The organism is Corynebacterium comes (genome assembly GCF_009734405.1).
Taxonomy (GTDB): domain Bacteria; phylum Actinomycetota; class Actinomycetes; order Mycobacteriales; family Mycobacteriaceae; genus Corynebacterium; species Corynebacterium comes.
On record NZ_CP046453.1, the window covers coordinates 222,259 to 243,593 of the forward strand.

A 21,335-nucleotide genomic window follows, 5' to 3' on the forward strand; every position below is an offset into this window, starting at 1 on the left:
GAAGTGGAGTCTACGTCAGGCCGGGTTCTTTACCCGGGTCGCCACCACGAAGGGGCCGATCTGGGAGGTATGCCACATATCCGCACGGAACACCTCCGGGTTGAAATGGATGCCGTGGTAGCGGACGTTCGGATTGTTGGGGTAGATGTCCTCGGCGAGGTGGGACTTCCATCCCGCGTCCAGGCCGTCACCTGCAGGTTCATCCAGGGTGCCGCGGAGGATGAAGACGTCCGGCCCGCGCCACGGGGTGCCCTTGAGCGCGTCGTCGAAGTCCTCCGGATCCGACAGTTCCTCCCACGAGCCGGCCGCCCAGTCGTTGAGGGTCTCGTTGCGTGCCTTGAACTGGCCCAACGGGTTCGCATAGTGGCTGGTGAAGGCCTGGAATCCGAAATACGGGTGGAAGGAGAGGAAGTTGATCTCGTCGGTGAACAACACGGTGTCCAGGGGATCGTGTCCGTGGGAACGGATCTCCGCGTCGATCTCGGGGTAGTAGCTGCTGGAGTCCGGGGTGAAGCGGTCGGCACGTTCGCCGTAGCCGTCGGTGTCGGAATAGGCGTGGTCGATGGCGCGCTGGTTCTCCACCGGGATCTGCTGCGCGTAGAGCAGGCCGCCGCCGCACAGGATGAGCACCATCACCACCGTGACGTAGCGGCGGGCGCGTGCGTTGAGACTGTCGGGGTAGAGGGTTTCGACGCCGACCAGTCGCAGTTGTGCGAGCGCGAGGACACCGGCGGTGGCCAGCTGCAGCACGATGAGGACGTCGATGCGGAAACCCAGCAGCGTTGTTCCGGCCAGGGTGAACACCATGGAACCGACGGCCCACAGGTAGAAGGCCACGAGCGCGATGCCCATGCTGCGGGCGTCCAGGTCAGTGGCCTGGACGACCAGCCAGATCAGGCCGAACAGACAGAGGAGACCGACCACAGACAGGGAGAGGAAGGGCACGGGGATCTGCGCGCCGTCGAGCGGCAGGTAGTGCGGGGCCGCGGAACCCTCGGTCGGATGCCCTGAGACGGTGAGCCACAGGTACGGCCCCCACGTGATCAGTGCGATGAGGATCGAACCCACGCCGATGACCACCAGGTGGGCCAGCGGCTTCCAGGAACGGAAGAACAGGGCAGCGAACAGGGCGGCGGTGGCCACCACCGACAACGCCACCACGCCCGTGTACAGGGTGTAGAAGGTCGCGGACACCCCCAGGAAGAGCACCATCGCGGCGGTGGCGAACCAGGAACCCAGCAGTGCCCGCCCGACGATGACGGTGGCGGCCGGCGCACCCATGGCGACGATCGCGCCGTAGGGTTCCTCCGGGCCCATCACCAGGGTGACGCAGAGGGTGACCAGCGCGATCGCCACCGCCACCGGCAGCGAACCGGTCAGTCGCTGCCACACCGGAATGAGGATGCAGCCGGCCACGGCGAAGGAGATCAGCGACCACGGCTGGTAGACCTCCCACCCCGGAATGCCGAGGAGGTTGGCCAGTCTTCCGCCACCCCAGAACCAGCCCAAAGGATAGTAGCTGGGCAGGTCGATGTAGTTCATGTCCTGGTTGGCCCAGGTTTCGGTCATGCGGGTGAGGAACTGCGTGCGAAAACGCTGGTCAACCTGCATGCCGTCAAGGTAGAGGCGCGTCGCGGACAGCGGAATCGCCGTCGTGGAGATGACCAGCGCGGCGGGCGACAGGTAGGCGACGACGTAGGTGAGGACCACACGCCACCGTGGCCGCCGGATCCCCGGCTGAGCCCCGTCCGCTTCTTGGCGCCGGGTCACCTTCTGTTCGTCGAGAAGCCAGGCGATGGTGAGCGCGCCCACCGACACGAGGGTGGCCACGGTCACGGCCGTCGACAACGCGAACGTCATGTTCGACGTGTTGAACGCCGGCCAACTGGTCATCCGGAGGATCAACCAGGCGGCGAGGGTGACCACCGCACCCGCGAATCCCGCGACGGCGATACCCGTCAGGGTTCCTCGCCGGCTCAGTTGATCAGTGGTGTAGTCCTCGGTGGTCGTTGGCATGCCTAAAAGGGTAGCCTGCGGAAGATCTTTCGCGGGATCACGTTGAACACTGCGGCGACGGCCTCGAAAGCCGGGTGGACGAAGATGATGTCCTTGCCCTTCACCACACCCTCGAAGGCTGCCTTGGCCACGTCGTCGACGTCGACGGTCAGCGGTGCTTCCTTGCCACCTGAGGACATCTTGGTGCGGACCTGACCCGGGCGGACCACGAGCACCTTCGCGCCGGTGCCACGGAGGGCCTCGCCGAGCTGGGTGTAGAAGCCGTCGACGCCTGCCTTGGAGGCGCCGTAGACGAAGTTCGAGCGGCGCACGCGTACGCCCGCGACCGAGGACAGGGCGACGATCGTGCCGTGGCCCTGCTCCTTGAAGCGCTGGCCCAGCAGCACACCCACCGACACGGGGCCGGTGTAGTTGGTCTGTGCGGAGGCGACGGCCGCGGCCTGGTCCTGCCACAGCGCCTCCTGGTCGCCCAGGGTGCCGAACGCCACGATGGCCACGTCCACGTCACCGTGCGCGAATGCGGCGTCGATGACCGCAGGGTGGGACGCGAAGTCGGTGGCGTCGAAGTCGACGACGTCGACCTCGGTAGCTCCGGCGTCGATGATCTGGTCCACTGCGGCCGCGACACGCGGGGAGTCCTTGCGGGCTGCCAGCGTCACGCGGGCGGGGCCGCGGTCGAGGAATTCAGCGACGATACCGAGACCGATCTCGGAGGTGCCGCCGAGCAGCAGAATGTTCTGGGCCTGGCCCACTGCGTTGAGCATATTTTCTGGGACTCCTGTGCTAGTTCAGTTCGAGGCGGCGAGACATGTCGGAAGCGAAGACACCGGTGGGGTCGATCTCGTTCCGGGTCTTCAGCCAGCCTTCCATGCCCGGGTACATCTGGTGGAAGTTCTCTGCGGAGGTGCGTGACTCCTTGGCCAGGTACAGTCGACCGCCGAATTCCATGACACGTCGGTCCAGGTCGTCGAGGAACTCGTTGAGGCCCGGACGGATGGGGAAGTCCACGCAGACGTTCCAGCCCGGCATCGGGTAGGACAGCGGGGCGCGGTTACCGGGACCGAACAGCTTGAACACGTTGAGTGCCGAGTAGTGGCCGGAACGCTGGATGTCGCGGATGATCTCCTTGAACGGCTCCACGGCGTCCATCGGCACCACGAACTGGTACTGCAGGAAACCGGCCGAGCCGTAGCCGCGGTTCCACTCGCCGATCAGGTCGAGCGGCTGGTAGAACTGCGTCAGGTTCTTGATCTGGTTGCGCGCGGGGGAGCCCATCATGAAGTAGGCCTGGCCGATGGCGTTCATCGTCAGCTTGTTCATCGTCCACGACGGGAAGATGTCCGGCACCGTCATCAGCTGCGGCGCGTTGAACTTCAACGGATCCTTCGCCAGCTTCGGGGCCAGCTCCTTGAGCTGGTCCAGGGTGGCCAGCGAACCACGGGAAATGGTGGCGCGACCCAACTTCGGCTCCGGGCTGATCGCGTCGAACCACGCAGAAGAATAGGTGTAGTTGTGCTCCGAACCGTCCGAGTGGAACGCGACGGTCTCCTCGAGGTTCTCCGTACGGTCGGTGTCCGAGATGAAGTACGCGGTCTCCGTCTTGGTCATCCGGATCGTGGCCCGCAGGATGATGCCGGTCAGGCCCATACCGCCGACCGTCGCCCAGAACAGCGTGCCGTCCGGGTCATCTGCGGAGCCCTCCGGCTCCAGGTGCAGGACCCGACCGTCGGCCACCAGCAGTTCCATGGAGGTCACGTGGTTGCCGAAGGAACCGGCGGAGTGGTGGTTCTTGCCGTGGATATCCGGGCCGATCGCTCCACCGATGGTCACCTGACGGGTGCCCGGAAGGACCGGAACCCAGAGGCCGTAGGGGAGCGCAGCCTTCATCAGCTGGTCGAGGGTCACACCGCCGTCGACGTCGACGATGGCGGAATCCGGGTCGATCGAGTGAATCTTGTTCAGCGGCTGAATATCGACGACCAGGCCGCCGGCATTCTGCGCCGGGTCGCCGTAGGAGCGTCCCATGCCGCGTGCGATGACGCCGCGGCGGAGGTGGGCGGGCTTGTCGGCGTTGTCGTCGGCGACCTGCGCCACGGCCGCGATGATCTTCTCGACGTCAGGCGTAGCCAGGACGTGCGCCGTGGATGGAGCCGTACGGCCCCATCCGGTGAGGGACTGGGTGGTGGTCTGAAGTTCCATCTTCCGAATTCTTCTTTCGACAGGAATGATGAGCGGAACCCAGCGTAGCGGTGCGTCCCGACATCAGAGGCCCGGAAGCAGGGAATTTCTCATTGGTGCGACCAATTTCACAAATAGGCAGCGGGTGGAACTGGCGGGGTGGGGCCTGGTGGAACTCCGGAAAATTCCAGGCCGGCGCGATTTTCTCAACCAGCCGGGGGTGGCCGGGGGTGACTGGGTGACTGGGTTTCCGGCGAAATGAAACGTCTCGTTGTGGAGATCCGATAGCAGTGCTATTTTCAGATTTAAGTTCTCACAGGGCAGTGGTTCCGGCATCGGGCCGAAGTTGTCCGGGTGGCTGGGCGGTGTCGACCGCCGAGGATTGCCTAAATGAGAATCTCCCCCAAAAAGGGGCGTTTTTGGTCCTGTCTTAAAAGTTCTTTCTCGCCGCTAAGCGGCCGTTAATTTAACGCACATGACCTTGACATATGTCGACTCAGGCCTTCGCTGAAGGCCCACTTTCTGCTGCCCGAAAATGGTTCGGCGACTTGAATGCGCTGGCCGTGATGTGTCACTCTTGGATCAACGGCACGGACCATAAGGCTCGTGTCATTCGATTGGATCTAGGAGATCAATATGTTCGAGCTTTCTTCTGACGTCGTCAACATCTTCGGTGAGTTCGTCGGCGGCTTCTTCGACGCCATCGTCACCGTCCTGGACAGCATCGCTGGCCTGTTCTAAGACTCTCTGAGTCCCGGCCTCACCGTTTGAATCCTGTCCATGGGCAGGATTTTCCCTGAGAGGCTGACTTTAGAAGCTCCCCCGTGGTTCGCCACGGTGGGAGCTTTTTTGTGATTCCTGGGCGGGGCCTCTGGTCCTGACGCGCCGCGAAGCGCTCCTGGCGCGCCTCCCGGCGGCAATGCTCTCCGCCCGGGGCGGGGGTTCGTTCCGACGGGCGCGGGGACCCCTCGCGGCGTGGAAAGGATGGCCGCGCCAGCCTTGGCTGCGCTTGCATCATTATTTATGCATCCGCGGACGGGCGAGGTGTGAATTCTGAGAAGTGTGCAGAAGGCTGACCCACAGGCGCTCCGGAAGGGCTTGGTGCGGGGGTGTCGAAATGGAAATTTCGCTGCCGTCCATTAATGACGCAATGAAGCATGTTAAAAGGCTGCAATTCCACTCCGGCATGCTGGGAGTTGATATCCGGACAAGAGGGAAATGTAGCTTATTGTCCTGAATGGGCGGACATTCATCAACTAAATGTATATGCTCCCACCGCCTGCAAAGACTGCGAAAGGGATTGTCGGCCCAAGCTCCTGAATGGGCTAAATCATTGCCGGACGTTTATGCATTCCGATCAGCATCCCGGGCATGGGCAGGGCTTCTACCTGCACCTATGTCAACCGTCAGCGTGCGATGCCCCTATAAGGGGGTGCCCGGGACGGGCTGTGGCTGCCGATGGGGGCCTACTTTTGCCGGGGAAATAGAGCCCTGACTGCGCAAATGCCTTCTATGCATAGTATTCGGTTCCATAGGTCTTATTCCCGCCAATTCGACGCTGACAGACCCTTGCCTTGCCGGGGATGCAGGGGTGATAATGAATGCAGATCGCCGGGTAGTGTCCGGGCAATGGCCCCGATACTTTGTCCGCCCGGTGACAACCGAAAGGAGATCCACTGTCATGTCAACACTTCTTTACGGTGCCTTCTGGTACCTCTTCCGCGGACTTTTCTGGTTCCTCCGCTAATAAGGAACAGAGCTTCCCAGTCAGCACCCCAACCTACGTCCCGCCTTCTTGAGAAGGCGGGACGTTCTCTTTTTCCGGGTGCGACCCTCCACTGCTGCGGGGTCCCGCGGGGGGTCAGAGGTCCAGGATCTCGCGGATCCGGGTAGGCAGTTCCTCCTGGGAGGTGATCACGGCCCCGCCGGATTCGGCGTATTCGCGTAGCAGGCGGTAGATGTCGGTGCGTTCGTGGCTGTCGAGGAGGGGCAGCTCCTGGGAGATGAGACGGGTCATGAAGTCGTTGAGCGGGAGGTTCGTCTGCTCGGCGGCAACGAAGCGGCCTTCGCGCAGGTCTTTGTCCTCGTCGTATTTGTCCTGGGTCTTCTTTTTTCCGAACATGCCTCCAGCGTAGACAGCCCTGATCATGTGCAGACGACGGGATAGGCTGGTGGCATGACCGACTACTACAGTCTCGATGACACGCTGGCGGGCCGGATCGCGCAGGCCGGCATGGTGGGAACCGCCGTGGCGCTGCCCGACTATCTTTCTTCCCGGCCGCTGCGGGCCCTGGTTACGGCGGGTATCGGCGTCGGGGGTGCGGCGCTGGTGGCTGTGCTCAACTCCTTCGATGAGGATCCGGACAATGATCCTGCGCTGATGGTCGACCAGCTGCGCCGATCCATCGGCGACATCGGATCGGTACCCGGTCCGGAGTCGGACACTCCGCCCGGTGACTTCTCCACGGCGTCACCGCTGAAGACGTGGACCGTCATCGTCGTGGCGTTGCTGGTCATCGTCGCGCTCGTGCGTCTCGATGCCGCGCTTCAGCGCCGCATCGTCGCCTGGCTGCGGCACCGCGGTGTCTCCCGCCCCAACACCTGGATGGGGGGCGTGGCGACGGTCCTCGTCTTCGCCGTCTCCGAGATCGCCCATCAACGCCGGGTCCGGCAGGCATGAGTGGGCCCCGGGTGATTGCGGTCGTCGATAAGCAGGGGGAGATGACCGCCGTATGGCACGTGCAGACCTCGCCGGACGCGCCTGCTGCTTCCGGCCTGCTTTCGGGTGCGTGGCTGCTCGGGCCGGGGGAGATCGACCGGTACCGGCTCGCCGACCTCACCGCGGACGCGCACGTCCTGGACACGGACGGGGACGGTTTGAGGGTGATCCGGGAGGGCATCGAGAAGCAGCTCGCTGAGTTTAAGGCCGCGGCAAAGGCCGCCAAGGAGGCTAATCCGCAGCTCACGCTCCCGCGTTTCGACGCCCCCGAAACCGTCGACCTCGACGTGCTCGCCACGGCCTACCACGGTGAACCGGCAGGTCAGCGCGCCTGGGCTTATGCGACGGCGGTGGCGGAGCTCGTGGAGGCGTGGCACATCATCGAGAGCCAGCGCCGGTCGCGGAAATACCTCCAGGAGCAGTTCGGTGCAGAGGCGCTGCCGCTGCCGCTGGGCTGAGGAAAATCGCTACCCTGGGTGGCATGTCATCCAACGGAGCGCGCAGAGTCGGCCAGGTCGTCGACCTGACGGCCGCGCGTGCCCGTAGACAGAGGCTCCGGCGCACCGTGATCCTCCGGGCGGCAAACGTGCGGGCGGACGCGGAGGTCCACCGCCACATCGGGGTCAATGACGCCCTCCACCTCGCCGATCTCCATGATGTCCTGGTCGCCTCCTTCGGCTTTCAGGAGGAACGCGGCGCCACCCCCTGGCACTTCTCCTCCCTCGAGGACCGCGACAAACGACTCGACGCCGCCGACGAACTCCACCTCCACCTCAGCGACGAAGGGGACTCCATTGCCTATCATTTCGGCCTGTGGGACATCATCGTCACCGCAGTGGAGTCCTATCCGCGCGACACCGGAACCCCGCGGGCACTGTGTGTGGGAGGTTCAGGCGCATTCGGCGGCACGGAATTCGATCTTGCGGCCATCAATGCGGAGCTGACGGGTACCACCACCATCCGCGAAGTGCTCATGGTCACCACACCGGCCGTGCGCGGCATCATCGACCGCTCCGGCATCTTCGACTTCGTCCCCCTGCTCCAGGCGCTCGACCTCACGCGCGAAGTCGGGTTGCCGGAGGACGTGGCGAACGTCCTCGGGGGCCTACCCGTGGAGACGGACCCGCCGGCCCGTGACGCCTTCTGGTCGGTGGTCCTGGGGCTGGCCTGCATGGGCGATGAACTCCTGGGCAACCACGTCCTGGAAACCACCATGGCGGCCCTCGGCTGGGAGGATGGCGACGGCACCCCGCTCACGGGTGCACGCATCCGTGAACTGTGCGTCCGGTCCCTGACCAGGCTCGCCGAAGTCGGGGGCTACGGCCCTGATGCGCTCTCCCCCGTCGAGCGGCTCGACATCTACCGCGAACTTCTGCGGGAATAGACAGCGTTCCGGGGTAGGGTAATGCCTCGTGGTAACAGAGGTACAACCCAAGGAAAAGGGCCTGCGGATCCAGGCCATCCGATTCATCATCTCCGGCGGTGTCTCGGCGATCGTCGACCTCGGGCTGACGTTCATCCTCCAGGTGCTCCTGGGCGCCGGTCCGGTTCTGGCGCGTTCCGTCGGCTTCATCTTCGGCACCATCACCGCGTATCTGATCAACCGGCGCTGGACGTTCCAGGCGGAACCGTCACTGAGCCGATTTCTGCAGGTGGCCGGGCTCTATACGGTCACCTACTTCGTCAACGTCGGCCTGCACACCGTGTTCTACCGGTTGTTCAGCGACTGGGACTGGAACAACTCCGTGGCCGTGGTGGTGGCCTTCCTCATCGCCCAGGGCACCGCTACGGTGATCAACTTCATCGTCCAGCGGGTGTTCATCTTCCGGTAGTCGGGCGAGTGAATCGTTCCCTGCGGCCCTGACTGTGCAGGCGCAGCCACTCGAAGAACCCCTTCGGGTCCCGACGCTGCACCAGGAAGAACCAGCCGAAGCGGGCGTACTCCTGCGGCAGCAGTCTGCGCATGCCGGGCTGGCTCATGATGTAGCCGCGGTTGCGGTAGGTGAAGTAGCGCTTGGACTCATTGTCCGGGTACTGGGTGTGCATCTTTCCGCCCAGGATCGGCTTGAACTCGTCCGAGCCGTCGGGGTGCAGGTACGCCGTGGTCAGCGCCGTACCGAAGGAGAGCCCCGAACGGACCAAGCGGCGATGGTACTCGACTTCGTCGCCGCGGATGAACAAGCGGTAGTCGGGGACGCCGATGATCTCCATCGCCCGTGCGCTGATCAGTGCACCGTTGAACAGGCTCGCAATGCCGGGGAGGAAATCCCCCTCCAGGTCCGCGCGGTTGCGGCGCCACACCAGGCCCTGCCGCAGCGGGAACGCGAGCTTGTCGGGGTCGTCGATGTTGCACACGACCGGCGAGACCTCGTGGAGACGGTGAGTCTCGGCGACGTCGAAAAGTGCGGCCAGGACGAGCTCGTCGGCGGGACGGCCGTCGTCGTCGGCGCACCAGATGGCGTCGGCTCCCAGCGCGAGTGCCGTGAGGAAACCGTAGGCGAAACCGCCCGCGCCGCCCAGGTTCGTCCGGCTGGGCAGGTAGACGGCGCGTTCACCGGCCAGCTCCGCGACGAGGGTCTTGACCTCGTTCTCGCAGCCGTTGTCCACCACAATCACCCAGTCCACCGCGTGTGTCTGGTTGACCACCTTCTCCAGGGAGGCGCGCAGCAGCTCGACTCTCTTGTGGGTGACGATCACCGCAGCAGTGGTGCCGGAACGTGACAGGGGGGCTGTTGACATGGGGATCATTGTGCCACGGTTTCCGGGTTGGGCTCTGAGCTGCGCGGGCAACAGGCACCCACCCGGCGGGGGAGTGCCTGTTTCAGGACGGATATCTCTTCAGCGTTGCTCAGTAGGGGAGGATGCCCTGAAACTTCAGCCAGTTGACGAGGCCGATCACGGCGCCGAGCAGAGTGGTCAGGCCGAGAGTGGCGACGGCATCCTTCCAGTCGGTGAACCACGCGGGCTGGTCTTTGGCCTGGACCTCGCCGAAACCATCCTGACCGGTGATCTGGTTCTCATCGGCGATGACAGCCTTGCCGTCTTCGATGCTGTAGGCGTCCCTCTCGTAGCCGAGCTCGGAGGAGGTGGGGAAGCTGAGGCTGCTGTCGTCGGCAACGGCGACGCCGGTGCCGGCGAGGCTCACGCTGACCACGGTGGCGGCGGCAATGGCGGCCCTACGGAACTTATGCATGGATTTAAAACCTTTCGGGAAAATGGAGATGGGAAGGGGCCTCGACTCAGGCCTGCGGGCCATGGACGATGAAGTTGTGGATCGGGCCCACGATGATCCCGAGGGCGGTGGCGATGGCACCGAGGACGGTGGTGCCGTAGAGCAGCTTGGCCCAGTTCGGGACGTCGTCGAAGTCCTTGGAGGAACCGAAGATGGCGACACCGTTGGCCGGCTGGTCAGCCTCGAGTTCATCAATCGTGCCGAGGTGGGAGGAAGCGCCGGCCGAGCCGAGGCCGGTGGTCTCCTTCTTATGGGCCGGGGTGTGGTCCTCGACGGGAATCTTGTGTTCGCCCTGAGTGACAGTCTCGTGGTTATGGGCGGAGGCGATGGTGGTGGTTCCGAGGGTCATGGCAAGGGCGGACAGGCCGGCCACAGCTGCAACGCGGAGAGAGCGCATTCGAGAATCCTTAGCTTGAAGTTGAAACCGGGCTCACCCCTGGACTGATCGGCTGCCCGGTGTTCTGTGCGCGAAGCGCGTTACGTGGGTTGAATGCTGCCATTTCCTGTGTTTCTGGTCGGCAGCAATATCCCGAATGACCATAACGGAAGACATAAGTTCATGCTCTGCATGCGCAAATTTTGATTCATCGTTGCGGTGGGGCGGGGGGAGCGCGGGAAACGGAAAATGCCCCTCTGAAGAGGGGCAATGCAGGGTTTCCGAGGTATTATCTTGTCGCCCCCGCCAGCGCTCCGGTTACTGCTCTTCGTCGAAACGCTGGAGCAGCGAGCGGACGTAGTCGCCGGCGCCCTTGCCCTCGTAGGCCTCCACGACCTCGTCCACAAGACCGGCCTTGCGCACATGGCCGTGGTCGATCCACAGCGCGGAGTTGCACAGCTGGGCGAGGAAGTCATTGGAGTGGGAGGCGAAGACCAGAATGCCCGAGCGCTCCACCAGTTCCTGCAGGCGGACGCGGGCCTTGGCCATGAAGGCGGCGTCGACGGCGCCGATGCCTTCGTCGAGAAGCAGGATCTCGGGCTCGATGGAGGTGACCACGCCGAGCGCCAGGCGCACGCGCATGCCGGTGGAGTACGTGCGCAGCGGCATGTTCAGGTATTCACCGAGTTCGGAGAAGTCGGCGATTTCGTCGATCTTCGCCTTCATCTGCTTGCGCGTCTGCCCGAGGAAGAGGCCGCGGATGATGATGTTCTCGTAACCGGAGATCTCCGGGTCCATCCCGACGCCGAGGTCGAAGACGGGGGCCACGCGGCCGCGGATGTCGGCGGACCCGCGGGTGGGCTCGTAGATGCCGGACAGCAGGCGCAGCAGCGTCGACTTACCCGCGCCGTTGTGGCCGACCAGTCCGACGCGGTCGCCCTCACGCAGATGCAGGTTGATGTCCTTGAGCGCTTCAACGACCACGGTGTTGTCCTGGTTGCGGCCGATGGCACCGCCCGCGGTGGACAGGAGGGCCTTCTTCATGGAACGCGATTTGGCGTCGAAAATGGGGAAGTCGACGCAGGCGTTGTAGGTGTCGATGGAAACCAAGGGATCCTCCTAGACCCAGTAACTGACGCGGAACCGCCACTGCTTCATGGCCAGCAGCGCCAGGATGAGGCCTACGGCTGTGCAGGCCAGGACGATCCACCAGTGGTAGGCGGCCAGTGGTTGGCCGATGAGGGGCGCGCGGATGATCTCCATGTAGTGGTACAGCGGGTTGATCTCCGCGAGCAGGGCACGCTGGGCGATGTCGCCGCCCTGTTCTTTGAGCGTCTGGGTGGTCCACACGATGGGGGTGACGTAGAAGAGCAGCTGCACCATGGCCTCCAGCAGCGGGGCGATGTCGCGGTAGCGGGTGGCGACGATACCGAAGAACATGGCCACCCACACCCCGTTGAGGATCAGCAGCGCCATCGCGGGGATGGCCAGCAGGACCTCCCAGCCGAGGTCCCGGGGGAACATGAGCATGAGGATCAACCAGATGACCAGGTTGTGGGCGAGGAACAGTGCCTGGCGCCACACCAGCCGGTAGACGTGCACGCTCAGTGCCGAGGGCAGCTGTTTGATCAGGCCCTCGTTGTCGATGAAGATCTCCGCCCCGTCCTTGATGCAGCCGGAGATGAAGCCCCACATGATCAGGCCCACCGTGACGTGCGGCAGGAAGTCTGCCAGCGGAATCTGGAAGAGCATCGAGTACAGCAGGCCGAGGGCGAGGGCCATCACACCGGTGGCGATGGTGATCCACAGCGGACCCAGGGTGGAGCGACTGTAGCGCTGCTTGATGTCCTGCCAGCCGAGCTGCAGCCACAGTTCGTGCTGGCGGAATCCGCGGACCAGGTCATTCCATGCCGCGCCGAAGGTCTTGGACCTGGAGACGGGGGGATCGGTGTCGACGCCCGCTGTCATACGGGCGACGTCGGCACGCAACTGCTGCTCGACTTGCTGGTTTCGGAAGGGGGATTGTTCCTGCACACCGACAACCCTAACCCCGCGGGCGCCGTTGAGGGGCATCTGGTGCACGGCGGGTCAGTCGCAACCCTCACTCTGTGAATTCCATGGGAATTGGGATAGATTTGACCTACGTCACATGGGTCCCTAGCAGGACTTTCCGGCCGAATTGCACGCCTCGGGGGCGATGGTGCATCTGGGCCCTGGACGGGGCATACTGGACACACGTGTCGGAAGGAGTGTCGTTAATGGCCTATGACGTCGCCCGGGTGAGAGGGCAGTACGTGTCTCTCGGCGACGGGTGGACCTACCTCAACGCGCACCAGTGCCCGCAGATCCCTGAGCGGGTATCGGCGGCGGTGTCCCGGTCCTTCCGCCTGGCCGGCAGCGTCGCCGAAGCGGAGACATCCTCCGGTTCCCATTCCCGCGCGCACGAGCCCGGTCGCCTCGAGGGCGCCCTGCTTCTCGACTCCGCCCGCACCGCCGTCGCCGACCTCTGTGGCGCCACCCCGGACCGCGTCGTTCTGGGGCCCAGCCTGCCCGCCCTCTACATTTCGCTGGCCCGCGCCATGCGTCCGTTGCTCCGTTCGACCTCCTCGGCGGTGCTCTCCGGCCTGGACCATCCCGACCTGGTCTCCCCCTTCGAGGAGACCGGCGTGCGAATCCGTCGGGCTCAGCCCGACCTGGGCACGGGCACGCTGCCGGCCTCGCAGTACACCGAACTCGTGGACGGCTCCACCCGACTCGTCGCGCTCTCCGCCGCCCAGCGCTACCTGGGCACCGTCGCGCCCGTGGCTGAGATCGTCGAACGCACCCGCGCCCGCTCCCGGGCCTGGGTGCTTGTCGACGTCTCCTCCTACGCCCCCTACCGCCCCCTCGACGTGGGCGAGTGGGACGCCGACATCGTCGCACTGGACGTCGGGGCCCTCGGTGGCCCCCAGGTTGCGGCCCTGGTATTCCGGGACACCGCAATGTTCCGACGCCTCAATCCCGTCCTGAACATCCCCGTCTCGCCCGCGCTCGCCGGCGGCGTACCCACCCTGGTGGACGTCATCGCCGACCAGACCGGCCCCGGCGGAACCCGACGCACCCGGCTGCAGCGTGCCATGGGGGAGATGTCCGGGTACCTGCAGGCCCTGACCGAGGAACTGCAGCAGTTCCTCGGTGCCCTGCCGGCCGTGCACATCCTCGGCGTGACCGGCGAGGCCGGCGACGGCGGACGCTCCGACCGGATCCCCCGGCTGTCCTTCGCCGTCAGGGGCGTCCCCGCCCGGACCGTCCACCAGCGGCTTCTGGACAACGGCCTGGTCACCACCATCCTGCCCCCGGCTCAGCTGTTCATCGACATGGGCGTGGATGAGGTCGGTGGTGCCGTCACGATCTCGCTGAGCCCGTACACCACCCGCCACGACCTCGAGCACCTCACCCGGGTCGTCGCCTCCCTGGCCTAGACCTCCAGCACGATCTTGCCGGTGACCGCCCCGGAATCGAGCAGGTCATGGGCCTTTGCGGCGTCCGCCAGCGGGAGGGTGGCGTGGATGTGGTGGGTGATGCGGGCGTCGGAAAGCATCGGCCACACGTGTTCGACGGTGGAGGCGACGACCTCCGCCTTGCCCGCCAGGGAGCGGGCGCGCAGGGTCGTGCCACGGACGGAGAGGCGGCGCGGCAGCAGGGCACCGAGGTTGATCTCGGTCTTCACGCCGCCCTGCAGGCCGATGATGATGAGCTGGCCGTCCGCGGCCAGCGAGCGGAGGTTCTGGCGCAGGTACTTCGCGCCGATGATATCGAGGATGACGTCACACCGTCCCTTGAGCTCCTCGGAGAAGTCCTGCTCCCGGTAATTGATGAGGATGTCGGCGCCCAGCTCGCGGCACGTCTCCAGCTTCTCCGCGGAGCCTGCGGTCACGGCGACGGTGGCGCCCAACTGCTTGCACAGCTGGATCGCGAACGTACCTATGCCGCCCGCGCCGCCGTGGATGAGCACCGTCTGACCTTCCTGCACACCGGCGAGCATCCCCAGGTTGGACCACACCGTGCAGGCCGCCTCCACCACGCTGGCGGCCTCCGTCAGGGAGTAGCCCTCAGGAATCGGCATGAGCTGACCTTCCGGAACCGCCACATACTCGGCGTATCCGCCACCAGCCAACAGGCAGGCGACCTCCTCGCCGATGGTGCGGCCGGTCGTGCCCGGGTCCTCGATGACGCCGGAGCACTCCAGGCCGATGATGTCCGACGCCCCCGGCGGCGGGGGGTAGTGCCCGCGCGCCTGCAGCAGGTCGCCCCGGTTCACACCGGCGGCGTGCACCTTCACCAGTACTTCACCGTCCCTGAGCTTCGGGGTGTCGGTCTCCACGAGCGCGAGCGAGCGCGGATCTTCCGGATTGTTCAGCTGAATCGCCTTCATGTCATCCCAGGGTAGGGAAATTCGGGGCCGGGGGGTGGCTCAGGTAATGTGGAGGCCTGTCGCCGCGAGTCTTCGTCGGCGTCGAGGAGATGTGGCAGAGCGGCCGAATGCACTGGTCTTGAAAACCAGCGAGGGTCAAACCTCCGGGGGTTCAAATCCCCCCGTCTCCGCAGTACAGGGCCTTCCGCCGACGTTGGTGGGAGGCCCTTTCTCTGCTTGAGAAGTGGACAACCACCCGCAGGTGGGGCCACTCAGCCCTGCCGTTCGAGCCAGGCGTCGATGCCCCCGGCGAGGCTGACTGGCCCGGTCACCCCGCGTTCGGCGAGAGCCCGGACCGCTCGGGCCGAACGGATGCCGCCGGCGCAGTAGATGACCACGTCCCGGCCGGACTCCGGTGCCGGGGGAACCCAGTCGCCTTCGAGCACGGTGCCGAGGGGGACGTTGAGGGCGCCCGGGATGCGGGTGCCGGCGAACTCGTGGGGTTCGCGGACGTCGATGAGCAGGGGGGCGTAGGGAAGCTCGGTGATCTCGGGCACCGGAGGAAGCGCCGGGGAGGTGACGGGGCCGTCCGCGAGCACCTGCTCAAGCGTCGCCTGCGTTCCCACGACCGGCACGTACTCCCACGTGCCGTCCAGTCCGGAGAAGACGCCGAGCCGTCCGGTCAGCGGCCTGCCCAGTCCCGTCAGCAGCTTGATGGCCTCCAACGCCATGGCGGAGCCGACGACGCCGACGACCGGGCCGAGGACACCCGCCTGTGCGCAGTTGGGCACCACTCCCGGAGCGGGGGGTTCACGGTAGATGTCCTCGTAGATGGGTCCGTGGCCGGCGTGGAAGACGGAGAGCTGGGCGTCGTGGCCGAGGATCGAGGCCCAGACGTGGGGGATGCCCAGCCGGGCGCAGGCCCAGGAAGCGAGGTGGCGGGTGTCGAAGTTGTCGGCGCCGTCCAGGACGACATCCGCATCGCCCAGGAGCTCCAGCGCGTTGGAGGAGGTCAGACGCCCGGTCACCGCGGTCACGGTGATCTCCGGGTTGAGGGCGTTCATCGCCGCGGCCGCGGACCCGGCCTTGGGCTGTCCTACGCCGGCATCGAGGTGGATGACCTGGCGGTGGAGGTTGGAGAGGTCGACCGCGTCGTCGTCAATGACGGTGACGCGCCCGACGCCTGCCCCCGCGAGGTAGAGCAGGGCGGGGGAGCCGAGGCCGCCGGCGCCGATGACGGCCACGTGTGAGCGGGAGAGTGCCTCCTGTCCGACGACGCCGAAGTCCGGCAGTGAGATCTGCCGGCGGTAGCGGGAGAGGGAGGTCATTCCAGGCCCACCCACTGGGAGGCGCCGTGGAGAAGCTCCTGTTCCTTCCAGATGGGCACCTCGGCCTTCACCCGGTCCGCCAGCTCGGCGGCCGCGGAGAAGGCGGCACGGCGGTGCGCGGCGGCGGCGATGACCACGAAGGCCAGCTCACCGATGGCCAGGTCGCCGGTGCGGTGGGCCGTCCACAGGCGCACGGCGGGGTGCTCGTTGCTCACCTCCCGGGCCACGACGGCGATGACCTCGGGGGCCGTGGGGTGCGCGGTGTAGCGCAGGCCGGACACCCGCTGCCCGCCGTCATGGTCGCGGACCACCCCCTCGAAGGTGATCACGGCGCCCATGGCGTCGGTGGTGGTGACAGCGCGGGCGTCGGCGAGCAGGGACTCGAGGGGGGTCTCGGTCATGGTCGCGGAGACGACGACGCCGGTCTGTTCGGCGACGTATGCGGGATCAGTGTTCATGGTGTCCCTCCAGCTGGTCGAGAAGGTGAGTGAGGATCGGCTCCAGCACGGTCGAGCCGTCCCGGGCGCCGCCGGTGGAGCCGGGCAGTGTCATGACGAAGGTCGACCCCGCCACCCCGGCGACCGCGCGGGAGAGCACCGCCGTGGGCACAGTCGCCGACCCCCGGTGGTAGAAGGCCTGGACGATGCCGGGCAGTTCCCGGTCGAGCAGCGGGGCGACGACGTCGACGGTACGGTCGTCCGGCGTGACCCCCGTGCCACCTGAGGTCAGCAGCACCGAGGGGTTCTCCGCCAGGGCTCGGTCGACGGCCCCGTCGATGTCCACGTCCGCGACCACCCGGGCGTCCGGGGTGTCCACACCCTGGGCGCGCAGAAAATCGACGAGGATCGGGCCGGAGCGGTCGGGGTAGTCCCCGCGGGCGGCCCGGGTGGAGGCGACGAGAACGATGCCGGTTCGGGTCATGCGGTCCACCTTAGAGCCGGTGGACCTGAACGTGGTCGCCTGCGACCAGCCCGCCGGGGGCGGGGATGCGGATCAGGCAGTCCGCCCCGAGCGCCTGGGCGAGCAGGTGCGAGCCTGCTCCGCCGACCGGTTGTGCGCCGCGGGTGGTCAGCCGCCCCCGGAGGAACTGGTCCCGGGTTGGCAGGCCCGGGGTGTCCTCCGCCAGCGGCATGGTGAGTGTCTCGGGAGCGGTCCCCAGCACGGGGGCGACAAACAGACGGAAGCTGACCAGCGTGGACACCGGGTTTCCGGGCAGGCAGATCACGGGCACGCCCTGAAACGAGGCCAACCCCTGCGGACCGCCCGGTTGCTGGTCCACGTGCCCGAACCAGCCGGAGCCCGCCAACATGCGGCGGACCACCTCGAACTTGCCCGCGGAGATGCCTCCCGAGGTGATGACGGCCGTCGGCGAACATGACTCCACGGCGGCTGCCAGATCCGCGCGCAGGCGCGCCGGGTCATCGTCGGTGTGCAGCCGGGCGACGACCTCGATGCCGGCGCGCTCACACAGTGCCTCGAGCATCGGTCCGTTGGCGTCGGGGATACCGGCGGTGCCCGTTCCGCCGATCTCCGCGCCCCCGGTACAGATGATCACCCGGGCCCGCTCCAGGACCTCCACGTCCGCCAGGTTCTGCCCGGCCAGCACCCCGACTGCCACCGGGCCGAGCACCGTTCCGGCGCGCAGGAGGGGCTGACCTGCTGCGATGTCCGAACCCTTTGCCCTGATGAACTGACCGGGGACGGGGGCGGTGGTGACCCGGATCATGGCGCCCGGCGCGGGGAACGAGGGCGGATCGCAGGCCTCCACGGGGACGATCGCGGCAGTGCCCCGGGGGACCTTCGCGCCGGTCATGATCGGCACGATCCGGTCACCGATGCCGGAAGGGTACGGTCCGTCCGGGTCGGTTCCCGCCGCCAGGGTCTCGCCCACGCTGAATTCGGCGGGGGCCTGACTCACCTGTTGTGCGGACAGGGCGAAGCCGTCCATCTGGGAGTTGTCGAAGCGCGGTGAGGGGTGCTGGGCGATGATGTCGCGGGCGAGGATGCGTCCGGGGGTGTCTACAAGCGGGACCGCGACCACCCGGCGGGGCGGAACGGCCTCGCGGACTGCGACCAGGTGATCTTCGGGAGAACGCATGCCCTCCATGCTATCCGCGGTGATGGCATGCTGGACAGCGTGGAAATCCATTACTTTGCCGCTGCCCGCGCCGCCGCAGGGGTCGGGAGCGAGAGCGTCACCGCAGCCACGCTCGGAGAGCTTCTCGACGACCGCGCGGCTCACCACCGGGGAACCACCGATTCCGGGATGTCCCTCAGGGAGATCTTCGAGCGTTGTACGTTCCTCGTCGACGGCCGGAACAGCGACCGCGCCACGCCCCTGACGGGCGTGACGCGGGTCGACGTGTTACCGCCCTTTGCCGGCGGCTGAGCCCGGTTCAGCGTTTGAGGCCGACGGTACCCAGCACGAGCCCCATCACCCACGTCGCGATGCCCATGACGATCGCGCCCAACAGAGCGGGGACGAAGCCGTCCACGCTCAGCCCCAGGCCGAGCGCTTCCGAGAGCCAGCCCGCGAGCAGGAACAGAACGGCGTTGATGACCAGCGCGAACAGGCCCAGCGTGAGGATGGTGAAGGGCATTCCGAGCAGTCGCAGGACGGGGCCCACCACGGCGTTGACCACGATGAACAGCAGCGCCACCCAGATGAATGCCCAGGGGTCGTCCGGCGGGGTGACATACACGCCCGGGACGAACTGCGTGACCAGATAGAGGGCAATGGCCGTGATGACGATGTTCAGGAGGAAGCGCAGGATACCGATCATGCCTCCATCATGGGTCACAGACCGGCGGCACGCCACGCCTCAAGCAGTTGATCGGTCTCGGCCCTGGTGGTCACCGTGATGCGTACGCCCTCCGGGAAGGCCCTGACCAGCACGCCCTGCGCGGCGAGACGCTCCGCGACATCCGTCGAATCCACACCCGGCAGCCAGATGAAGTTGGCCTCGCTGCGGCGTGCGCCGAGCGCGTCAGCCACGCGGTCGCGCTGCACGACGGTCTCCTCGGTGCGTTCCAGCAGTTCGTCGGCGGCGTCGAGGCTGGCGAGCGCCCCGGCCTGGGCCACGGAGCTCACGCCGAAGGGGATGGCCATCTTGTCCAGGGCACTGATCAGTTCCGGCGAGCCGAACGCATAACCGATGCGCACCCCCGCCAGGCCGTAGGCCTTGGAGAACGTGCGCAGGCCGACGACATTCGGGTACCGGTTGATGGCCTCGGTGGCCACGACGGTGTCCTCGGCGCGGTTGTACTCGAAGTAGGCCTCATCGAGTCCCACCACAACGTCAGCCGGGACCTTCGCCATGAACTCGTCGAACTCACCCTGCGTGATCACGGTTCCGGAGGGGTTGTTCGGGCTGCACAGGAAGATCAGCCGGGTGCGCTCCGAGATCGCGTCGGCCATGGCGTCGAGGTCGTGGCGGCCGTCGTGGAGAAGCGGGACCGCGACCGGCGTCGCGCCCACGACCCGGGCGAAGATCGGGTACGCCTCGAAGCTGCGCCACGGGAAGATGACCTCATCGCCCGGGGTGGCGGTGATCTGCACCAGCTGCTGGCACAGGGCAGAGGAGCCGCAGCCGACGGCGATCTGGTTGGCCTCCAGCCCCAGGTTCTCCGCCAGGGCCTGCTTGACGTCGGTGGCGAACATGTCCGGGTAGCGGTTGGCTCCCGCCGCGGCCTCGGCCATGGCCCGGACGGCGGCCGGCAGCGGGGTCGTGGTGACCTCATTCGAGGAGAGCTTGAGCGCATCCGGCTGGCGGGTACCGGGGACGTAGGCGGGCATTGCGGAGAGGTCAGGGCGGATCATGACACCGGAGTCTATCGCGGTTTGATCGGGGGGCCTGTCGCCAGGTACGATACCTGGAGTCTCACCACTGAGAAGTGGCGGAACTGGAGACGTGCCAGAGTGGCCGAATGGGACTCACTGCTAATGAGTTGCCCGCCTAACAGCGGGCCGGAGGTTCGAATCCTCTCGTCTCCGCGCGCCCGTAGCTCAACGGATAGAGCATCTGACTACGGATCAGAAGGTTGGGGGTTCGAATCCCTCCGGGCGCACGAGTGAAACCCCGGGCAAACTACGGTTTGCCCGGGGTTTCTTCATGTCCGGGCCAGGATGTGGCCCGCCGCCCATTCTGGCCCATAGAATTGTGGGGGCGGTCACCTTCCCGCCGCGTCGTTCCTCACGAGAGGCAACCCTCATGTCCGACATCAAGCACGGCGACCCTGTCTGGATGGACCTGTCCACGCACGATATCGACGCCGCCCAGACCTTCTACCGCGAGCTCCTCGGCTGGGAGTTCGCCAGCGCCGGCGAAGACTTCGGCGGTTACCTGATCATCAGCAGCGGGGGCAGGCAGGTGGGCGGGGCGATGAGCTCACTCATGGGCCCGGAAGGTCCGACCGGGGAGCCGCAGTCGCCGACCACGTGGACGGTGTACCTCAAGGCCGACGACATCGCCGCCACCGTGAAAAAGGCCGCCGCGGCCGGGGGCACGGTTCTGCTGGCGCCGATGAAGGTCGGCTCCTTCGGGATGATGGCCGTCATTGCGGATCCGGCAGGGGCGGTGGTGGGCCTGTGGCAGGCGGATGAGTTCCATGGTTTGATGCGGGACGCGGGGCCCGGCACCCCGCCGTGGTTCGAGGTCATGACCATGGATTTCGACGCCGCTGTGGAGTTCTACCGGGAGGTGGCGGGCTGGGAGACGGGGGAGTCGGGGGAGGGGGTCCGGTACGCGTCGACCGACGCCGCCGGAATCGGTGAGGCCAACAGTCTCATGCCGGCCGGGACCCCGAGTTTCTGGCGGATGTATGTGGAGGTGGCGGATGTGGACGCGGGTGTCGAGAAGCTCCGTGAACTCGGCGGGGAGCTTCTCGACGGCCCCGTCGACTCGCCCTTCGGTCGGATCGCCACCGTCGCCGACCCTCAGGGGGCGTCGTTCCAGCTCATCTCGCGGTAGGGAAATGGCCGCATCTCCGGAAAAGGACTACCGTTGACCAGCGGATAAGCCTGCTGAGCGGTGGGCCCTGACCTGAGGGAGGTTCCATCGTGACCGATGTCAACGCGCTGGAAAGAATCCTCC

23 protein-coding genes and 3 tRNA genes are annotated in these 21,335 nt (G+C 66.3%); 10 read left to right on the top strand and 16 right to left on the bottom strand.

All coding sequences use genetic code 11. The annotated features are described in order from the left end of the window. Positions 1-15: 15 nt before the first annotated feature. From CETAM_RS01060 to CETAM_RS01075, 4 genes are all read right to left on the bottom strand, one after another. Positions 16-2,016, bottom strand: a complete 2,001-nt coding sequence (locus CETAM_RS01060) for a galactan 5-O-arabinofuranosyltransferase (protein WP_156226682.1) — start codon at positions 2,014-2,016, stop codon at positions 16-18. A 2-nt stretch (positions 2,017-2,018) separates the two neighbouring features. Further along, positions 2,019-2,780, bottom strand: coding sequence for a decaprenylphospho-beta-D-erythro-pentofuranosid-2-ulose 2-reductase (locus tag CETAM_RS01065; protein ID WP_156226683.1), 762 nt, complete (start codon positions 2,778-2,780; stop codon positions 2,019-2,021). A 19-nt stretch (positions 2,781-2,799) separates the two neighbouring features. Beyond that, the gene (locus tag CETAM_RS01070) at positions 2,800-4,215 is read right to left on the bottom strand and encodes an FAD-binding oxidoreductase (protein WP_156226684.1); all 1,416 of its coding nucleotides are present in this window, start codon (positions 4,213-4,215) and stop codon (positions 2,800-2,802) included. 1,840 nt (positions 4,216-6,055) lie between these two features. Beyond that, positions 6,056-6,316, bottom strand: a complete 261-nt coding sequence (locus CETAM_RS01075; RefSeq protein WP_197085770.1) for a hypothetical protein — start codon at positions 6,314-6,316, stop codon at positions 6,056-6,058. Positions 6,317-6,370: 54 nt separating this feature from the next. Between CETAM_RS01075 and CETAM_RS01080 the strand changes: the two genes are divergently transcribed. Genes CETAM_RS01080 through CETAM_RS01095 form a run of 4 tightly spaced genes read left to right on the top strand, consistent with a single transcriptional unit; the run spans position 6,371 to position 8,745 of the window. After that, entirely contained in the window at positions 6,371-6,874 is a 504-nt protein-coding gene (locus tag CETAM_RS01080; RefSeq protein WP_156226686.1) for a hypothetical protein, read from the top strand. Continuing rightward, positions 6,871-7,371, top strand: a complete 501-nt coding sequence (locus tag CETAM_RS01085; protein ID WP_156226687.1) for a hypothetical protein — start codon at positions 6,871-6,873, stop codon at positions 7,369-7,371. Before CETAM_RS01080 ends, CETAM_RS01085 begins: the two co-directional genes overlap by 4 nt. Positions 7,372-7,394: 23 nt before the next feature. Further along, positions 7,395-8,297, top strand: coding sequence for a hypothetical protein (locus tag CETAM_RS01090; RefSeq protein ID WP_197085771.1), 903 nt, complete (start codon positions 7,395-7,397; stop codon positions 8,295-8,297). 28 nt (positions 8,298-8,325) lie between these two features. Next, positions 8,326-8,745, top strand: a complete 420-nt coding sequence (locus tag CETAM_RS01095; RefSeq protein ID WP_156226688.1) for a GtrA family protein — start codon at positions 8,326-8,328, stop codon at positions 8,743-8,745. On the opposite strand, the gene glfT1 is transcribed toward CETAM_RS01095, so the two are convergent. The 5 genes from glfT1 to wzm form a co-directional block, all read right to left on the bottom strand. Further along, a complete protein-coding gene (glfT1, locus tag CETAM_RS01100) occupies positions 8,732-9,661 on the bottom strand; it encodes a galactofuranosyltransferase GlfT1 (RefSeq protein ID WP_156226689.1) in 930 nt (309 codons plus the stop codon). The two genes, CETAM_RS01095 and glfT1, sit on opposite strands and share 14 nt — an antisense overlap. 100 nt (positions 9,662-9,761) lie before the next feature. After that, positions 9,762-10,106, bottom strand: a complete 345-nt coding sequence (locus tag CETAM_RS01105; RefSeq protein WP_156226690.1) for a hypothetical protein — start codon at positions 10,104-10,106, stop codon at positions 9,762-9,764. 46 nt (positions 10,107-10,152) lie between these two features. Beyond that, positions 10,153-10,542 (bottom strand): hypothetical protein, encoded by a 390-nt coding sequence (locus CETAM_RS01110; protein ID WP_156226691.1) that lies wholly within the window; start codon positions 10,540-10,542, stop codon positions 10,153-10,155. A 297-nt stretch (positions 10,543-10,839) separates the two neighbouring features. Beyond that, positions 10,840-11,631, bottom strand: coding sequence for a galactan export ABC transporter ATP-binding subunit Wzt/RfbE (gene wzt / locus CETAM_RS01115; RefSeq protein ID WP_156226692.1), 792 nt, complete (start codon positions 11,629-11,631; stop codon positions 10,840-10,842). Between the two features lie 9 nt (positions 11,632-11,640). Beyond that, the gene (gene wzm, locus CETAM_RS01120; protein ID WP_407923941.1) at positions 11,641-12,555 is read right to left on the bottom strand and encodes a galactan export ABC transporter permease subunit Wzm/RfbD; all 915 of its coding nucleotides are present in this window, start codon (positions 12,553-12,555) and stop codon (positions 11,641-11,643) included. A 224-nt stretch (positions 12,556-12,779) separates the two neighbouring features. On the opposite strand from wzm, the gene CETAM_RS01125 reads away from it, so the two are divergent. Next, positions 12,780-13,982: an aminotransferase class V-fold PLP-dependent enzyme gene (locus CETAM_RS01125; protein ID WP_156226693.1), complete on the top strand. Its 1,203-nt coding sequence runs from the start codon at positions 12,780-12,782 to the stop codon at positions 13,980-13,982. Here CETAM_RS01125 and CETAM_RS01130 read toward each other — a convergent pair. Next, positions 13,979-14,935: an NAD(P)H-quinone oxidoreductase gene (locus CETAM_RS01130; protein ID WP_156226694.1), complete on the bottom strand. Its 957-nt coding sequence runs from the start codon at positions 14,933-14,935 to the stop codon at positions 13,979-13,981. The two genes, CETAM_RS01125 and CETAM_RS01130, sit on opposite strands and share 4 nt — an antisense overlap. Before the next feature lie 85 nt (positions 14,936-15,020). On the opposite strand from CETAM_RS01130, the gene CETAM_RS01135 reads away from it, so the two are divergent. Then, positions 15,021-15,105 (top strand) — tRNA-Ser (locus CETAM_RS01135). A gap of 81 nt (positions 15,106-15,186) precedes the next feature. On the opposite strand, the gene CETAM_RS01140 is transcribed toward CETAM_RS01135, so the two are convergent. Genes CETAM_RS01140 through CETAM_RS01155 form a run of 4 tightly spaced genes read right to left on the bottom strand, consistent with a single transcriptional unit; the run spans position 15,187 to position 18,340 of the window. After that, positions 15,187-16,242, bottom strand: coding sequence for a ThiF family adenylyltransferase (locus tag CETAM_RS01140; RefSeq protein WP_156226695.1), 1,056 nt, complete (start codon positions 16,240-16,242; stop codon positions 15,187-15,189). Further along, a complete protein-coding gene (locus CETAM_RS01145; protein WP_156226696.1) occupies positions 16,239-16,700 on the bottom strand; it encodes a molybdenum cofactor biosynthesis protein MoaE in 462 nt (153 codons plus the stop codon). Before CETAM_RS01145 ends, CETAM_RS01140 begins: the two co-directional genes overlap by 4 nt. Further along, entirely contained in the window at positions 16,690-17,163 is a 474-nt protein-coding gene (locus CETAM_RS01150; RefSeq protein WP_156226697.1) for a MogA/MoaB family molybdenum cofactor biosynthesis protein, read from the bottom strand. The genes CETAM_RS01145 and CETAM_RS01150 overlap by 11 nt, the downstream gene beginning before the upstream one ends. 10 nt (positions 17,164-17,173) lie before the next feature. Further along, on the bottom strand, positions 17,174-18,340 hold the full coding sequence (locus CETAM_RS01155) for a molybdopterin molybdotransferase MoeA (protein ID WP_156226698.1): 1,167 nt from the start codon (positions 18,338-18,340) through the stop codon (positions 17,174-17,176). Positions 18,341-18,367: 27 nt separating this feature from the next. Here CETAM_RS01155 and CETAM_RS01160 point away from each other — a divergent pair, with 27 nt between their 5' ends. Further along, a complete protein-coding gene (locus tag CETAM_RS01160) occupies positions 18,368-18,631 on the top strand; it encodes a MoaD/ThiS family protein (RefSeq protein WP_197085772.1) in 264 nt (87 codons plus the stop codon). A 7-nt stretch (positions 18,632-18,638) separates the two neighbouring features. On the opposite strand, the gene CETAM_RS01165 is transcribed toward CETAM_RS01160, so the two are convergent. Next, entirely contained in the window at positions 18,639-19,025 is a 387-nt protein-coding gene (locus CETAM_RS01165; protein WP_156226699.1) for a phage holin family protein, read from the bottom strand. Between the two features lie 14 nt (positions 19,026-19,039). Then, positions 19,040-20,062 (bottom strand): histidinol-phosphate transaminase, encoded by a 1,023-nt coding sequence (gene hisC, locus CETAM_RS01170; protein WP_156226700.1) that lies wholly within the window; start codon positions 20,060-20,062, stop codon positions 19,040-19,042. An 85-nt stretch (positions 20,063-20,147) separates the two neighbouring features. Between hisC and CETAM_RS01175 the strand changes: the two genes are divergently transcribed. The 3 genes from CETAM_RS01175 (at position 20,148) to CETAM_RS01185 (ending at position 21,212) form a co-directional block, all read left to right on the top strand. Beyond that, positions 20,148-20,236: transfer RNA gene (locus CETAM_RS01175), tRNA-Ser, on the top strand. Position 20,237: 1 nt separating this feature from the next. Beyond that, positions 20,238-20,310: transfer RNA gene (locus tag CETAM_RS01180), tRNA-Arg, on the top strand. A gap of 143 nt (positions 20,311-20,453) precedes the next feature. Beyond that, positions 20,454-21,212 carry a VOC family protein gene (locus CETAM_RS01185; protein ID WP_197085773.1) on the top strand — a complete coding sequence of 253 codons (759 nt, stop codon included), beginning with the start codon at positions 20,454-20,456 and terminating at the stop codon, positions 21,210-21,212. Positions 21,213-21,335 lie beyond the last annotated feature (123 nt).

Excerpts from the sequence above, each read along its gene's own strand:
- CETAM_RS01080 (WP_156226686.1), top strand. The coding sequence starts at position 6,371 with ATGACCGACTACTACAGTCTCGATGACACGCTGGCGGGCCGGATCGCG.
- CETAM_RS01155 (WP_156226698.1), bottom strand. The coding sequence starts at position 18,340 with ATGCGTTCTCCCGAAGATCACCTGGTCGCAGTCCGCGAGGCCGTTCCG.
- CETAM_RS01060 (WP_156226682.1), bottom strand. The coding sequence starts at position 2,016 with ATGCCAACGACCACCGAGGACTACACCACTGATCAACTGAGCCGGCGA.
- CETAM_RS01165 (WP_156226699.1), bottom strand. The coding sequence starts at position 19,025 with ATGATCGGTATCCTGCGCTTCCTCCTGAACATCGTCATCACGGCCATT.
- CETAM_RS01125 (WP_156226693.1), top strand. The coding sequence starts at position 12,780 with ATGGCCTATGACGTCGCCCGGGTGAGAGGGCAGTACGTGTCTCTCGGC.
- CETAM_RS01160 (WP_197085772.1), top strand. The coding sequence starts at position 18,368 with ATGCTGGACAGCGTGGAAATCCATTACTTTGCCGCTGCCCGCGCCGCC.
- CETAM_RS01075 (WP_197085770.1), bottom strand. The coding sequence starts at position 6,316 with ATGTTCGGAAAAAAGAAGACCCAGGACAAATACGACGAGGACAAAGAC.
- CETAM_RS01145 (WP_156226696.1), bottom strand. The coding sequence starts at position 16,700 with ATGAACACTGATCCCGCATACGTCGCCGAACAGACCGGCGTCGTCGTC.
- CETAM_RS01140 (WP_156226695.1), bottom strand. The coding sequence starts at position 16,242 with ATGACCTCCCTCTCCCGCTACCGCCGGCAGATCTCACTGCCGGACTTC.
- CETAM_RS01065 (WP_156226683.1), bottom strand. The coding sequence starts at position 2,780 with ATGCTCAACGCAGTGGGCCAGGCCCAGAACATTCTGCTGCTCGGCGGC.
- CETAM_RS01070 (WP_156226684.1), bottom strand. The coding sequence starts at position 4,215 with ATGGAACTTCAGACCACCACCCAGTCCCTCACCGGATGGGGCCGTACG.
- glfT1 (WP_156226689.1), bottom strand. The coding sequence starts at position 9,661 with ATGATCCCCATGTCAACAGCCCCCCTGTCACGTTCCGGCACCACTGCT.
- hisC (WP_156226700.1), bottom strand. The coding sequence starts at position 20,062 with ATGATCCGCCCTGACCTCTCCGCAATGCCCGCCTACGTCCCCGGTACC.
- CETAM_RS01090 (WP_197085771.1), top strand. The coding sequence starts at position 7,395 with ATGTCATCCAACGGAGCGCGCAGAGTCGGCCAGGTCGTCGACCTGACG.
- CETAM_RS01085 (WP_156226687.1), top strand. The coding sequence starts at position 6,871 with ATGAGTGGGCCCCGGGTGATTGCGGTCGTCGATAAGCAGGGGGAGATG.
- CETAM_RS01110 (WP_156226691.1), bottom strand. The coding sequence starts at position 10,542 with ATGCGCTCTCTCCGCGTTGCAGCTGTGGCCGGCCTGTCCGCCCTTGCC.
- CETAM_RS01105 (WP_156226690.1), bottom strand. The coding sequence starts at position 10,106 with ATGCATAAGTTCCGTAGGGCCGCCATTGCCGCCGCCACCGTGGTCAGC.
- CETAM_RS01150 (WP_156226697.1), bottom strand. The coding sequence starts at position 17,163 with ATGACCCGAACCGGCATCGTTCTCGTCGCCTCCACCCGGGCCGCCCGC.
- CETAM_RS01185 (WP_197085773.1), top strand. The coding sequence starts at position 20,454 with ATGTCCGACATCAAGCACGGCGACCCTGTCTGGATGGACCTGTCCACG.
- CETAM_RS01130 (WP_156226694.1), bottom strand. The coding sequence starts at position 14,935 with ATGAAGGCGATTCAGCTGAACAATCCGGAAGATCCGCGCTCGCTCGCG.